Consider the following 14,106-nt stretch of genomic DNA (forward strand, 5'->3'; position numbering starts at 1 on the left):
CGTCAAGCGGCCTTACTCGAAGCGAGTTATTCCTAGCAGTTTTTGGTGGGACACCCACTCAATCGCGATCCGCGAGAGCTTGGTTCGTGTCCCGGTGGCCGCCCGGTTTCCCTGGCGACTTGGAGAACTTTACACCCCCGGAGAGGGCCCGAAACAGGGGGGTCCCTTAACCGCGTTTCAGCAGGTCAGGGCCCTGTTCCGGGCCACCGGGCCGGTCAGCCGCCGAGTGCGACGCCGGCGACGTTGCGGCGGCCCCGGCGGACCACCAGCCACTTGCCGTGCAGCGCGTCCTCGGCGGACGGCTTCCACTCCTCGTCGGCGACCTTCACGTTGTTCACGTACGCGCCGCCCTCCTTGATCGTGCGCCGCGCCGCGCCCTTGCTGTCCACCAGGCCGCCGGCGAGCAGCAGGTCGACGATCGTCGCCTCGCCCGTCGCGTCGACCTTGCCGTTCGGCACCTCGGCCATCGCCGCGTCGAGGGTGCGCTCGTCCAGCTCGCCGAGCTCGCCGCGGCCGAACAGCGCCTGGCTCGCGTTGATCACCTGCCGGGTCTGCTCCTCACCGTGCACCAGAACGGTGAACTCCTCCGCCAGCCGCTTCTGCGCGGCCCGCAGGTGGGGACGTTCCTTCGTGTCCTCCTCCAGCGAGGCGATCTCCTCCTGGGTCAGGAACGTGAACATCCGCAGGTAGCGGATGACGTCGGCGTCGCCCACGTTCACGAAGTACTGGTACCAGGCGTACGGCGAGGTCATCTCCGGGTCGAGCCAGAGGTTCCCGCCGCCGGTGGACTTGCCGAACTTCCGGCCTTCGGCGTCGGTGACCAGCGGCGCGGTCAGCGCGTGCACGGCCGCGCCCTCGGTCCGGCGGATCAGGTCGACGCCGCCGACGAGGTTGCCCCACTGGTCGGACCCGCCGACCTGCAGCTTGCAGCCGTACTGCCGGTAGAGCTGCTGGTAGTCCTGCGACTGCAGCAGCAGGTAGCTGAACTCGGTGTACGACATGCCGTCGCCCTCGAGCCGTCGCTTGACCGTCTCGCGGTTGAGCATGACGTTGATCGAGAAGTGCTTCCCGACGTCGCGCAGGAACTCCAGCGCGGTCTGCTGCCCGGTCCAGTTGAGGTTGTTTTCGACGATCGCGCCGGTCGCCGAGTCGTCGAAGTCGACGAACCGTTCGAGCTGGCCGCGGATGCGCCCGGCCCATTCGGCGACGACGTCGAGGGTGTTCAGCGTGCGCTCACCGGTGTCCCGGGGGTCGCCGATCATCCCGGTCGCGCCGCCCGCCAGCACGATCGGCCGGTGCCCGGCCCGCTGGAAGCGCTTGAGCATGAGCAGCGGGACGAGGTTGCCGGCGTGCAGGCTGGGCGCGGTGGGGTCGAACCCGCAATAGAGCGTCACAGGACCCTGGTCGAGCTCGCGCCGGAGGGCGTCGATGTCGGTGGACTGCGCGATGAGGCCGCGCCAGGACAGCTCGTCGAGGATGTGTTCGCTCACGCCTGTAGATCCTCCCGCACCTGGTCAACCGACTAACCGGCGGGTCGAACCCGGCGCTTCCCGCCGCGGCGGTAGGTGGACACCGCGGGCGAGCCGTCGACCCAGAACCGCCACGGCGTGTCCATCGCCATCGCGACGCCGACCCGGGGCCCGGATCGGATCGACTCGGCCGGGACGCGTTCGCCGACGCGCAGCCGGACCGGGGACGCCGGGTCGGTCAGGTCGACGCCGTTCTGCTCGCGGTCGATGCGCAGCACCGACGTCAGGATCGCCGGCCCCTTGGCCAGCTCGCCGGTCCCCCGCGCGTTCGGGCGCCGCTTGCGGACGACGTCGAGGCCGGTGACGACCTCGCCGGCCCGCAGCAGCACCGCGCCTGCCACGCCGTCGTGGGAGCCGACGATGTTCGCGCAGAAGTGCATCCCGTAGACGAAGTACACATACAGGTGACCCGCCGGACCCCACATGACGGCGTTGCGCGGGGTCTGCCCGCGGTAGCAGTGCGACGCCGGGTCGTCCTCGCCGCGGTAGGCCTCGACCTCGACGAGCCGGACGCCGACGGTGCCGTCGGGTCCGTCCGCCTCGAGGACCGAGCCGAGGAGCAGGTGGGCGAGGTCGACCGGGTCGAGCGCCAGCTCTTCACGGGTGAACAGCCGGTCGCTCACACGATCTCCCCTCGCCCCGTCTACCGGACCGAGCGTAACCACCGGCTCAGTTCAGCCACTGCCGGGCCGCGGTGACGCGCTCCTCGAGCCGCGCGCGCTGCTCGGCCACGCGCTCGGGGGCCGTGCCGCCGCGGGCGTTGCGCGACTTCACCGAGCCTTCGACCGTGAGGACGGCGCGGACCTCCGGCGTGAGCGCCGGGTTGATCTTCTCGAACTCCTCGTCGGTCAGCTCGGCCAGGCCGACGCCGCGGGACTCGGCGACGCGGACGCTCTCCCCCGCCGCTTCGTGCGCGACGCGGAACGGCACGCCCTGGCGCACCAGCCACTCCGCGATGTCGGTGGCCAGCGTGAACCCGGCCGGGGCCAGTTCGGCGAGGCGATCGGTGTGGAACGTCAGCGTGGCGAGCATGCCCGCGATCGCCGGGAACAGGAGCTCCAGCTGCTCGACCGAGTCGAACACCGGCTCCTTGTCCTCCTGCAGGTCCCGGTTGTAGGCCAGCGGCTGCGCCTTCAGGGTGGCGAGCAGGCCGGTGAGGTTGCCGATCAGCCGGCCCGCCTTGCCGCGGGTCAGCTCGGCGACGTCCGGGTTCTTCTTCTGCGGCATGATCGAGCTGCCGGTGGCCCACGCGTCGTCCAGCGTCACGTAGCCGAACTCGGCGGTGTTCCAGATGATCACCTCTTCGGCGATCCGCGACAGGTTCACCGAGAGCATCGCGACGGCGAAGGCGAACTCGGCGACGAAGTCGCGCGAAGCCGTGCCGTCGATCGAGTTTTCGACGCTGGTCGCGAAGCCCAGCTCCTCGGCGACGGCCTCGGGGTCGAGACCCAGCGACGAGCCCGCGAGCGCGCCCGAGCCGTACGGCGATTCCGCCGTACGGGCGTCCCAGTCCTGCAGCCGCGAGACGTCGCGCAGCAGCGCCTGGCCGTGGGCCATCAGGTGGTGCGCGAGCAGCACCGGCTGGGCGTGCTGGAGGTGGGTGCGACCGGGCAGGATCGCCTCCGGGTGCTGCTTCGCCTGGAGCACGAGCGCGTCGACGACGTCGAGTACGCCGGCGACGACGCGGCGGGCGGCGTCCCGCAACCACATCCGGAAGAGCGTGGCCACCTGGTCGTTGCGCGAGCGGCCGGCGCGCAGCTTGCCGCCGAGCTCGGTGCCGGCCCGCTCGAGCAGACCGCGCTCGAGGGCCGTGTGCACGTCCTCGTCGGCGATCGTCGGGGTGAACGCCCCCGACGCGACGTCCTGGGCCAGCGTGTCGAGCGCGGTCAGCATGCCGGTGAGCTCGTCGTCGGTGAGCAGACCCGCCTTGCGCAGCACGCGAGCGTGCGCGCGCGAACCGGCGATGTCGTAGGGCGCCAGGCGCCAGTCGAAGTGCGTCGACGCGCTCAGCGCGGCCATGGCCTCCGCCGGACCGCTGGCGAACCGGCCGCCCCACAGCTGCACCGGCTGCTCGTTCCCGCTCACTGTTCTCGCTTCTCCTCGGTGTTCGTTGGGTTGTTCAAGCGACCGTGATCCGGCCGTCGTGGAGGACCAGCCGGACTTCGCCCGACGCGGCGTCGGTCAGCTTGGCGCATCCGCGGCCGGCCCGCCGTTCGAGTGCGGCGCACGCTTCGCCGCGGCCGATCCGCTGCGCCTCGCCCCGCGCGCTCAGCATCCGGCGCGCTTCGGCGACCGAGACGGTTTCGCCGTCGATCGCCACCGGGACGCCGTGGTCGAAGGTGATCACGACTTCGTCCGGCGCGAGGAACTCCCCCTCCGCCGGGAAGATGTCGCCGATCATGGTGTTCCTTCGTCCGCCGATCGTTGGGCGAGCGCGGCGAAGCGCTCGGCGAGTTCCTTGCCGGACAGGGGTTCGCGCGCGATCACGGCGACCGTGTCGTCGCCCGCGATCGAGCCGACGACCTCTTCCAGTGCCGCCCGGTCGATGGCGCTGGCCAGGAACTGCGCGGCCCCCGGCGGGGTCCGCAGCACCATCAGGTTGCCCGACGAGTCGGCCGAGACCATCAGCTCGGCCAGCAGCCGCGAAAGCCGGGAGGTGCCACCCTGCACGCCGCGGACCGGGCTGCCGTCCTCCGGGATGACGTAGACCGGCGCGCCCGAGTCCGGCCCGCGCAGCTTGACCGCGCCCAGCTCGTCGAGGTCGCGCGAGAGCGTCGCCTGGGTGACCTCGATGCCCTCCGCGGCCAGGAGCTTGGCCAGCTCGGTCTGGCTGCGGATGGTCATGGTGGACACCAGCTCGGTGATCCGCGCCTGGCGCCCCACCCGGCTGCTGGTCATCGCCGGCTCTCTTCGAACAGCCAGACGAGCAGCGCCTTCTGGGCGTGGAGCCGGTTCTCCGCCTCGTCCCACACCGCGCTGGCCGGGCCGTCGAGCACCTCGTCGGTGATCTCCCAGCCGCGGTGCGCCGGCAGGCAGTGCAGCACGATCGCGTCGTCCGCGGCCTTCTTCAGCAGCTCGGCGTTGACCTGCAGCGCCCGGAACGGGCCGACCCGGTCGAGCCCGTCGTTCTCCTGCCCCATCGACGTCCACGTGTCGGTGACCAGCACGTCCGCGCCGTCGACCGCCGCGTACGGGTCGGTGTAGACGGTCGCGCTGCCGCCGGTCTCGCTCGCCCGCTTCTTCGCGTCCAGCATCACGCCCTGGTCCGGCTGGAAGCCGACCGGCGAGACGACCCGGACGTGCATCCCGGCCGTGACGCCGCCGAGCAGCAGCGAGTGCGCCATGTTGTTGGCGCCGTCACCGAGGTAGACGAGGGTGAGGCCCTCGAGCTTGCCCTTGCGCTCGCGGATCGTCATCAGGTCGGTGAGCACCTGGCACGGGTGGAACTCGTCGGTGAGCGCGTTGACCACCGGGATCGAGGCGGCCGAGGCCATCGCTTCGATGCGCTTCTGCGCGAAGGTCCGCCACACGATCCCGTCGACGTACCGCGACAGCACCCGCGAAGTGTCCTCGATCGTCTCTTCACGGCCGAGCTGCATCGAGCGGCCGTCGACGATCACCGGGTGCCCGCCGAGCTGGCTGATGCCGACCTCGAACGAGAACCGGGTCCGGGTCGAGTTCTTCTCGAAGATCGCCGTGACCGACTTGCCGGCGAGCGTCTTGGTGCCGAGCGGGTCGGCCTTGAGCCCGTCGGCGAGGTCGAGGATGGCTTTCTGCTCGGCGGGACTGACGTCGTCGTCGCGGAGGAAGTGGCGGAGCATCAGTCGGAGTCCTTCGTGGTGGAGTCGAGCGCGTTCGGGAGGGCGGCGAGGAAGCCCGCGGCCTGGTCGCCGTCGAGCACGAGCGGGGGCGCGAGCCGGACGGCGTCCGGCGCGACCGGGTTGACGAGGTAACCGGCGTCCTGCGCGGCCTTGGCCACCGCGGCCGAGACGGGTTCGCGCAGGGCGATGCCGAGCAGCAGGCCGGCGCCGCGCACCCCGGCGACGAGCGGGTGGCCGAGCGCTTCGACGCCCGTCGCGATGTCCTTGCCCAGCGCCGAAACGTGGTCGAGGAGACCGTCCGCGGCGATGGTCTTCAGCACGGCCAGGCCGGCCGCGCAGCACACCGGGTTGCCGCCGAAGGTCGTCCCGTGCTGGCCGGGCTTGAGCAGGTCGCCGGCCGCGCCGACGCCGATCACCGCGCCCAGCGGCAGCCCGCCGCCGAGCCCCTTGGCCAGGGTGATGACGTCCGGGACGATGCCCGCCTGCTGGTAGCCGAACCAGGTGCCGAGGCGGCCGAGGCCGGTCTGCACCTCGTCGAGCACGAGCAGCGTGCCGGTGGCCTTGGTGATCTCGCGGGCGGCCTGCAGGTAGCCGTCGGGCGCCGGGATGACGCCCGCCTCCCCGAGCACCGGCTCCAGGAAGACGGCCGCGGTCTCGGTGTCGACGGCCGCTTTCAGCGCCGCGACGTCCCCGAACGGTACGTGCTCGACGCCGGGGACCAGCGGCTTGAAGGGATCGCGCTTGCCGGGCTGGCCGGTGAGCGTCAGCGAGCCCATGGTCCGGCCGTGGAACGCGCCCTCGGCGGCGATCACCTTGGCGCGCCCGGTCAGCCGGCTGATCTTCAGCGCAGCCTCGTTGGCCTCGGCGCCTGAGTTGACGAACAGCACCTTGCCGTTGCCGGTGAGGCCGGCGACGTCGAGCAGCGCCTCGGCGAGCTCGACGGCCACCGGGTTGACGTACAGGTTCGACGTGTGGCCGAGCTGCCTGATCTGCGCGGTGACGGCCTCGACGACGGCCGGGTGGGCGTGGCCCAGCGCGTTGACGGCGATGCCGCCGACCAGGTCGACGTACTCCTTGCCGTCGGCGTCCCACACCTTCGCGCCCTCGCCGCGCACGAGCGTCAGCGCCGGGGTGCCGTAGTTGTCCATGAGGGCGGACTGCCAGTGCTGCCGGCCGTCTGCATTGGACTTGAGGTCGGTCACGGGAGCTCCGTTTCGGGGAAGACCATGGTGCCGATGCCGCGCGAGGTGAAGACCTCCAGCAGCACCGAGTGGGCGAGGCGGCCGTCGATCACGTGCGCCCGGCGCACGCCGCCGCGGATGGCGCGCACGCACGCCTCCATCTTCGGGATCATGCCGCTGGCCAGGGTGGGCAGCATCGGCTCGAGGTGGTCGACGCGGATGCGGTCGATCAGCGAGGAGCGGTCGGGCCAGTTCGCGTACAGCCCTTCGACGTCGGTGAGCACGACGAGCTTCTCCGCGCCCAGCGCGGCCGCCAGCGCGCCCGCGGCCGTGTCGGCGTTGACGTTGTGCACGACGCCCTCGACGTCCGGGGCGACCGTGGACACGACCGGGATGCGCCCGGCGTTGACGATGTCGAGGACCGCGTCCGGGTTGACCTCGGCGACCTCGCCGACGAGCCCGATGTCGACCTGCTCACCGTCCACAGTGGCCTGTTTGCGCTCGGCGGTGAACAGCCGGGCGTCCTCACCGGAGATGCCGACCGCGTACGGGCCGTGGGCGTTGATCAGCCCGACGAGCTCGCGGCTGACCTGGCCGGTGAGCACCATCCGGACGATGTCCATCGTCTCCGGTGTGGTGACGCGCAGGCCGCCCTTGAACTCGCCTTCGACGCCGAGGCGCTTGAGCATCGCGGTGATCTGCGGGCCGCCGCCGTGCACGACGACCGGGCGCAGGCCGGCCAGCCGGAGGAACACCATGTCTTCGGCGAAGGCCGCCTTCAGCCCGTCGTCGATCATCGCGTTGCCGCCGTACTTGACCACCACCGTGGCGCCGTGGAACCGCTGCAGCCACGGCAGCGCCTCGATGAGCACCCCCGCCTTCTCGGCCGCCGTCGCCAGTCTTTCGTCCGCGGAGATCAAGGCATCCGAACCCATCATGAGGAGTACGCGCTGTTCTCTTCGACGTAACCGTGGGAAAGGTCGGTGGTGTAGATCGTGGCCGCCGCGCCGCCGACCCCGAGGTCGACGACGATCTCGATGCTCCGGCCGGTGAGGTCCGCCTCGGACCGGTCGGCGCCGGGCACGCCCTGCGCGAACAGGGTGACGCCGTTGATCGCGATCGACACCGTCTCCGGGTCGATGCGGGCCGGGACCCGGCCGAGCGCCATCGCGATCCGGCCCCAGTTGGGGTCGGAGCCGAACAGCGCCGTCTTGACCAGGTTGTCCTCCGCGATCGTGCGGGCGACGGCGATCGCGTCGGCTTCGGATTCGGCGCCCTGGACGGTGATGTCGACGTCCTTCGTCGCGCCTTCGGAGTCCGCGCGCAGCTGCAGGACCAGGTCGAGGCTGACTTTGGTGAGCAGCTCGGTGAGCTCGGCCTCGGTGGGTTCGACGCCACTCGCGCCGGAAGCCAGGACCAGGACGGTGTCGTTGGTGGACGTGCCGCCGTCGACGTCGAGCCGGTCGAAGGTGACGTGGGTGGCCGCGCGCAGGGCGCGGTCGAGGGTTTCCTTGTCCACCACGGCGTCGGTGGTGAGCACCGAGAGCATGGTGGCGAGGTTCGGCGCGAGCATGCCCGCGCCCTTGGCGAAGCCGCCGACGCTCCAGCCGGCGTCGTGCTTCGCGAAGGCCTGCTTCGGCTTGGTGTCCGTCGTCATCACGCCCGTGGCGGCGTTCAGGCTCGCCTCGGCGCTCGCATCGAGGGCCTTGAACGCGGTGTCCACTCCGGACAGCACCGCGTCCATCGGCAGCCGCTCGCCGATCAGGCCGGTGGAGCAGACCGCGACCTCGATCGCGCCCGCCTGCAGGACGTCGGCGACCTTTTCGGCGGTGGCGTGGGTGTCCTGGAAGCCGCCGGGGCCGGTGGCCGCGTTGGCACCGCCCGAGTTCAGCACGACGGCCTTCAGCCGCTGCTGCTTGAGCACCTCTTGGGACCACAGCACCGGCGCGGCCTTGATGACGTTGCGGGTGAACACGCCGGCCGCGACGTCGAGCGGGCCGTCGTTGACGACCAGCGTGAGGTCGAGGGCGCCGGAGGCCTTGATCCCGGCGGCGACGCCGGCGGCGCGGAAGCCCTGGGGGCCGGTGACGGTCACGGTGCGACTCCTACGATGGAAAGGCCGGTGGTCTCGGGGAAGCCGAGAGCCAGGTTCATCGACTGGACGGCACCGCCGGCGGTGCCCTTGGTGAGGTTGTCGATCGCCGCGACGACGACCAGGCGCCGGGCGTCGGCGTCGACCGTGACCTGCAGCTGGACGTTGTTCGAGCCGAGCGTCGCCGAGGTGGCCGGCCAGGCGCCCGCGGGCAGCAGCTGGACGAACGGCTCGGCGTCGTACGCCTTTTCGTAGGCCGCGCGGGCGGCGGCCTCGTCGACGTCGTCCTTCAGCGGCGCGCTCGCCGTGGTGAGAATGCCGCGGGGCATCGGCGCGAGCACCGGGGTGAAGGACACGGTGACCTTCTCCCCCGCGACGGCCGAGAGGTTCTGCGCGAACTCGGGGGTGTGGCGGTGGGCGCCGCCGACGCCGTACGCGCTCGCCGAGCCCATCACCTCGGAGCCGAGCAGGTTCGGCTTCAGGCTCTTGCCGGCGCCGGAGGTGCCGGTGACCGCGACGACCGTGACGTCCGGCTCGACCAGGCCGGCGGCGAACGCCGGCGCCAGGGCCAGGGACCCGCCGGTCGGGAAGCAGCCGGGCACGGCGACGCGCTTGGTGCCGGTCAGCTTCTCGCGGGCACCGGGCAGCTCGGGCAGGCCGTACGGCCACTGGCCGGCGTGGTCGCCGCCATACCAGCGCTGCCAGTCGGCCGGGTCGGCCAGGCGGTGGTCGGCGCCCATGTCGACGACCAGGACGTCCGGGCCGAGCTGCGCCGCGATCTCCGCGGAGTGCCCGTGGGGCAGCGCGAGGAACACGACGTCGTGGCCGGCGAGGGTCTCCGGCGTCGTCTCGGCCAGGACGCGGTCGGCGAGGGGGACGAGGTGGGGCTGGTGGACGCCGAGCTTCGTACCCGCGCTGCTGGCGGCCGTGAGGGCGCCGATCTCGACCTCGGGATGGGTCAGGAGCAGGCGCAGCAGCTCACCGCCCGCGTATCCGCTGGCTCCGGCCACCGCGATGTTCACCGTCATACGCATGATTATGCACGCCCTTGCAAGGCTAAACAAACGGGATTACCGGGAAGTGGTGCCCGCCACCTTGGGATGCTGGGCCGATGACGGACACCCCGGCGCGGCTGCTCGGCCTGCTCTCGCTGCTCCAGACGCCGCGCGAGTGGCCGGGCAGCGAGCTGGCCGACCGGCTCGGCGTCAGCCCGCGCACGATCCGCCGCGACGTCGACCGGCTGCGCGACCTCGGCTACCCGGTGGAGGCCAGCCGCGGTGTCGCGGGCGGGTACCGGCTGGTGGCCGGCACGGCGATGCCACCACTGGTCCTCGAGGACGACGAAGCCGTCGCGATCGCCGTGGGACTGCGGACCGCCGCCGGGCAGACCGTCGCCGGGATCGAGGAAGCGTCCGTGCGGGCGCTGGCCAAGCTGGAGCAGGTCCTGCCGGCGCGGCTGCGCCGCCGGGTGGGCACGATCGGCACGGCGACGGTCGCCGTGCCGGCCGCGGGACCGGCCGTCGACCCCGCCCAGCTGACGGTGTTCGCCGGCGCGATCACCAACCACGAGAGCGTCCGCTTCCGCTACCGCGCGAACGACGGCACCGAGACGCGGCGCCGGGCCGAGCCGCTCCGGCTGGTCGCGGCCGGCCGCCGCTGGTACCTGGTGGCCTACGACCTCGACCGCGCGGACTGGCGCGTCTTCCGGGCCGACCGGGTCCGCGACGCCCAGGCGACCGGCGGCCGCGCGGCCCAGCGCAAGCCGCCGGCGACGGACCTGGCGGCCTACGTCGTCGAACGGCTCTACGACCTCGTGCCGACGTACCGGGCGGTGGCCGTGGTGGCGGAACCGGCGTCGCGGGTCGCACCCCGGCTCGGCGCGGCCGCCGGCGAGCTGACCGAACTGGCGGACGGCCGCTGCCGGTGGCGCAGTCACCCGGACACCCTGGACTGGCTCGCGTTCCGGTTGCTGGGCCTGGGGTGCGCGTTCACGGTCGAGGAACCGCCGGAACTGGTCGAGCACCTGCGGGTGCTCGCGGACCGGGCCGCCGCGGCGGCTTCCGGCGCGCGAACGTGATCGGTGATAGGGCACGGTTCTTCCTCCCTGGACGTTGCCGGGCATGAGGCGGCGGGCCGGTCCTTCGTGGACCGGCCCGCCGCGCTCAGGTGGGCTCGCCTTCGTCCAGGTCCACGCGCCGGCTCGGCGGCACGGGGAGGTAGCAGCCCGGGTTCTCCGGGTCGCAGCCCACGCGGGGCAGCCGGGCGCGGATGCCGCCGGGAGTGCGTTCGAAGTACGCCGCGATGTCCGCCACGCTCTCGCCCGCGATCCACCGGCTCTCCAGCTCCGCGTCCATCTCCTCGTTCCACGGGCGGCCCTGCTGCGCAGGACGGCCCGCGGATCTTCGCCGCGGTGCCCGGCCCCCGCCGGTCGCGGACAGCAGCCCGTCCGCGACCAGGTCGGCGACCGTGGACGCCACCGCGACGTCCAGGTCCAGGCTGCCCTCGGCGACCGGTTCGCCCGTGGGGCCACCGGCTTCCAGGGTGATCATCACCCGGGTGTTCGGTTCGGCGCGGTCGTCGTCCGTCCTGGTGGCGACCGCGATCTGGTAGGTGATCTCCTGCGCCCGGACCTCGGTCCGGCGCTCTTCGATGATCGACATGCCGTGAAGCTAGCGCGCACCCCCGACAGTTTTCGGCCACGCGCTGCTCACGGCCGACTTCGCTCCGAAATTGTCGGCCCCCTCCCCTAACGTCTCCGGCGACCACACCACGTGATCGGGAGGCGACGATGGGACACCGCCGGACAAGACGGTGCCCCGGTCCGGGCGAACCGGACCGGGGCACCGTGCGGAGCTTGCGCTCAGAAGTGCAGCAGCTGGGCCAGCGTGCTCTGCTTCTCCTGGGCGGCCTTCGCGGAGCTGTCCGACTTCTGCGCGGCGGCGCCGTCGGGCACCGGCGGCGGGACCGGGCTGCACTGGACGTCCGAGTGGTTGCCGGGCTGGCGCTTCGGCAGGGTGCCGTTGGCCAGGTAGTCGGCGATCTTGTCGTCCACACAGGACACCCCGGACAGCGAGCCGGCGTGCGTCGTGCCACCGGGCGCGCTGATCAGGCTCGAGTTCGGGTACCGCTTGCGGACCTCGAGGCTGCCGGGGTACGGCGTGGCGGCGTCGAGCTCCTCGCTGATCAGCAGCGCGCCGGCCACCTTGCGGCCGTCGATGTCCACCGGCTTGCCCGCCTTCGCCGGCCAGAACACGCACGGCGCGTTGAACCAGGCGTTGCCCCAGGTCTCGAACGGGGCCTTGGCGTAGGTCAGCCAGTTGTCGAAGCGCCACTTGTTCCAGCTGGTCGGCCACTGCACGTCGGTGCACTGCACGCCGAGGTACACGGCGAAGCCGTTGTCGTTGCCGGGCGGGTTCGAGTCGTCGTAGAGCGACTTGAGCGTCTGCCAGTCACCCTTGTGCACGTACCCGTCGAACGCCTTGGCCATGTCGACCCAGCCGAAGACGTAGTAGCCGGCCTGCAGGAAGATGTCGGTCCACTCGTCGCCGCCGATCACCCCGCCCGCCGGGTTCTTGGCGAGCTTGCGCTGCGTGTCGTACCACAGCTTCTCGACGGCGGAACCGGTCTTGCCGAGGTGGTAGACGTTGTCGTACTTCGCGAGCCAGTCGAAGTAGATCTTGATGTTCTTGTCGAACGCGACGTCCTGGTCGAGGTTGGCCTGGTACCAGACCTTCCGCGGGTCGACGTTGCCGTCGAGCACCATCCGGCGGACGTTCTTCGGGTACAGCGTGCTGTACACCTGGCCGAGGTAGGTGCCGTAGGAGAAGCCGTAGTAGTTGATCTGCTTCTCGCCGAGCGCCTTGCGGAGGCTGTCCATGTCCTGCGCGACGTCGGTCGTCTTCAGGTGGTTGAGGATTTCGCCGTTCTTCCTGCAGGCCTCGGCGTAGCCCTTCGAACGGTCGAGCCAGGTCTTCTCCAGCTGCGGCGTCGTCGGCACGTAGGCCGGCCGGTTGTAGCTGAAGTAGTTCCCGTCGCAGGTCAGCGCGGGCTTGCTGGACCCGACGCCCCGCGGGTCGAAGCCGATCCAGTCGTAGTTGTCGCCCGCGTGGTTCGGCACGTACTTGCCGAGCACCGAGAGCCCGAGGCCGGACCCGCCCGGGCCGCCTGGGTTCACCAGCATGATCCCCTGCGACTGCGGGGTCTTGTGCTTGATCCGCGACACCGCGACGGAGACCTTCGCCCCGCCCGGCTTCGCGTAGTCCATCGGCACCTCGAGGAAACCGCACTCGGCGCCGGCGGCCTTCAGGCTCGCCGACGTGCACGGCCCCCAGGCGATCGGCGCGGGGGTGAACTGCACCCCGGGATCCGCCGAAGCGGCGGGCGCGGCGGCCATCAGCCCGGCCGCGAGACCCGCGGCGGCGACGGCGGCAACGATTCTCTTCACAGTCGTCCTTTTCATCCGCATTCGACAGAGTTCGCCGGATTCCGGCGAAACTACCGGCAACCTTCGACAATCTCGCCGACCGGCGCGACTTCCGCCATCCGTCTTTCGTCGGGACCTGCGGCCGCGGCCGAGCCCTGGAACTGTCGGTGCCCGGCAGTACGCTCCGGACCGCACGAGGGCGACGGGAGGACGCATGAGCGCGGACGAACAGCTGGTCAAGGCGATCCGCACGGGGCTGGCCGAGCTGGCCGACCCGGTGAAGGCGACCGCGATGCAGGCGTACATGAAGTCCGCCATGCCGTTCCGTGGGGTGGCCTCACCGGAGCGAAGTGCGTTCCTCAAGGGGGTACTCGCCGACCATATAGTGCCGGATCGGGTGAAATATTCGGCGACCGTGCTGGAGTTGTGGCGCACCGCCGAATTCCGGGAGGAGCGCTACGCGGCCATCGCGCTTTCCGGGCACCGGGCGTACCGGCAGTGGCAGGACCCGGACCTGGTCCCGATGTACGAGGAGATGATCGTCAGCGGCGCTTGGTGGGACTACGTGGACGAGCTGGCGATCCGCCGGATCGGCCCGATCCTGCGGTCGCACCGGCCCGAGCTCACCCGGCTGATGCTGCGCTGGGCGGCGGACCACGACCTCTGGCGTCGCCGCACGGCGATCATCTGCCAGGTCGGGGCCAAGGAGGAAACGGACACCGATCTGCTGGTCCGCGCGATCGAGCCGGCGATCGCCGAACCGGAGTTCTTCCTGCGCAAGGGAATCGGCTGGGCCCTGCGGGAGTACGCGAAGACATCGCCGGACTGGGTGCGGTCCTTTGTGACTGTCCGGGCTCTCGCGGCGGGAGGCGCTGAAGCACATCGGGTGATCCGCGGACGGCTTGTGCGCGAAGGGTCGACACGTGTGATCGAGTGGTCGACTCGCGTGATCGGCGGGCCGACACGTGGAGTTGCCCCGGTGAGGCGGACACGGGGTTTTCAGGCAGCTGAGGCCTGAGCGTAGTGGTTGATGCGGGTTTCGGCCGGGGTGTTGTGACCG

General features: G+C 71.4%; 13 protein-coding genes and 1 pseudogene. 2 read left to right on the forward strand and 12 right to left on the reverse strand.

Translation table 11 applies throughout. The features are described 5' to 3' along the window. Positions 1-215: 215 nt before the first annotated feature. Genes tyrS through argC form a run of 10 tightly spaced genes read right to left on the reverse strand, consistent with a single transcriptional unit; the run spans position 216 to position 9,651 of the window. Positions 216-1,490 carry a tyrosine--tRNA ligase gene (gene tyrS / locus ACWEN0_RS49695; protein WP_451988758.1) on the reverse strand — a complete coding sequence of 425 codons (1,275 nt, stop codon included), beginning with the start codon at positions 1,488-1,490 and terminating at the stop codon, positions 216-218. 32 nt (positions 1,491-1,522) lie between these two features. Further along, the gene (locus ACWEN0_RS49700; RefSeq protein ID WP_451988759.1) at positions 1,523-2,152 is read right to left on the reverse strand and encodes a DNA-3-methyladenine glycosylase; all 630 of its coding nucleotides are present in this window, start codon (positions 2,150-2,152) and stop codon (positions 1,523-1,525) included. Positions 2,153-2,198: 46 nt separating this feature from the next. Then, positions 2,199-3,614, reverse strand: a complete 1,416-nt coding sequence (argH, locus tag ACWEN0_RS49705) for an argininosuccinate lyase (RefSeq protein WP_451988760.1) — start codon at positions 3,612-3,614, stop codon at positions 2,199-2,201. 34 nt (positions 3,615-3,648) lie between these two features. Further along, positions 3,649-3,930 carry an argininosuccinate synthase gene (locus tag ACWEN0_RS49710; protein ID WP_451988761.1) on the reverse strand — a complete coding sequence of 94 codons (282 nt, stop codon included), beginning with the start codon at positions 3,928-3,930 and terminating at the stop codon, positions 3,649-3,651. Beyond that, the gene (locus ACWEN0_RS49715) at positions 3,927-4,427 is read right to left on the reverse strand and encodes an arginine repressor (protein ID WP_451988762.1); all 501 of its coding nucleotides are present in this window, start codon (positions 4,425-4,427) and stop codon (positions 3,927-3,929) included. The genes ACWEN0_RS49710 and ACWEN0_RS49715 overlap by 4 nt, the downstream gene beginning before the upstream one ends. Further along, on the reverse strand, positions 4,424-5,350 hold the full coding sequence (gene argF, locus ACWEN0_RS49720) for an ornithine carbamoyltransferase (RefSeq protein ID WP_451988763.1): 927 nt from the start codon (positions 5,348-5,350) through the stop codon (positions 4,424-4,426). Before argF ends, ACWEN0_RS49715 begins: the two co-directional genes overlap by 4 nt. Continuing rightward, the gene (locus tag ACWEN0_RS49725; protein WP_451988764.1) at positions 5,350-6,552 is read right to left on the reverse strand and encodes an acetylornithine transaminase; all 1,203 of its coding nucleotides are present in this window, start codon (positions 6,550-6,552) and stop codon (positions 5,350-5,352) included. The genes argF and ACWEN0_RS49725 overlap by 1 nt, the downstream gene beginning before the upstream one ends. Continuing rightward, positions 6,549-7,466, reverse strand: coding sequence for an acetylglutamate kinase (gene argB, locus ACWEN0_RS49730; RefSeq protein WP_451988765.1), 918 nt, complete (start codon positions 7,464-7,466; stop codon positions 6,549-6,551). Before argB ends, ACWEN0_RS49725 begins: the two co-directional genes overlap by 4 nt. Beyond that, positions 7,466-8,626 (reverse strand): bifunctional glutamate N-acetyltransferase/amino-acid acetyltransferase ArgJ, encoded by a 1,161-nt coding sequence (gene argJ, locus ACWEN0_RS49735; RefSeq protein WP_451988766.1) that lies wholly within the window; start codon positions 8,624-8,626, stop codon positions 7,466-7,468. The genes argB and argJ overlap by 1 nt, the downstream gene beginning before the upstream one ends. Next, on the reverse strand, positions 8,623-9,651 hold the full coding sequence (gene argC, locus ACWEN0_RS49740; RefSeq protein WP_451988767.1) for an N-acetyl-gamma-glutamyl-phosphate reductase: 1,029 nt from the start codon (positions 9,649-9,651) through the stop codon (positions 8,623-8,625). Before argC ends, argJ begins: the two co-directional genes overlap by 4 nt. A gap of 83 nt (positions 9,652-9,734) precedes the next feature. On the opposite strand from argC, the gene ACWEN0_RS49745 reads away from it, so the two are divergent. After that, entirely contained in the window at positions 9,735-10,700 is a 966-nt protein-coding gene (locus ACWEN0_RS49745; RefSeq protein WP_451988768.1) for a helix-turn-helix transcriptional regulator, read from the forward strand. Between the two features lie 85 nt (positions 10,701-10,785). Here ACWEN0_RS49745 and ACWEN0_RS49750 read toward each other — a convergent pair whose 3' ends face one another. Further along, on the reverse strand, positions 10,786-11,283 hold the full coding sequence (locus ACWEN0_RS49750) for a helix-turn-helix domain containing protein (RefSeq protein WP_451988769.1): 498 nt from the start codon (positions 11,281-11,283) through the stop codon (positions 10,786-10,788). Positions 11,284-11,483: 200 nt separating this feature from the next. After that, positions 11,484-13,067, reverse strand: a complete 1,584-nt coding sequence (locus ACWEN0_RS49755) for an alpha/beta hydrolase (RefSeq protein ID WP_451988770.1) — start codon at positions 13,065-13,067, stop codon at positions 11,484-11,486. Positions 13,068-13,260: 193 nt separating this feature from the next. On the opposite strand from ACWEN0_RS49755, the pseudogene ACWEN0_RS49760 reads away from it, so the two are divergent. Continuing rightward, positions 13,261-13,936: pseudogene (locus ACWEN0_RS49760) on the forward strand (DNA alkylation repair protein). Positions 13,937-14,106 lie beyond the last annotated feature (170 nt).

This window comes from Amycolatopsis sp. NPDC004378 (genome assembly GCF_053602455.1).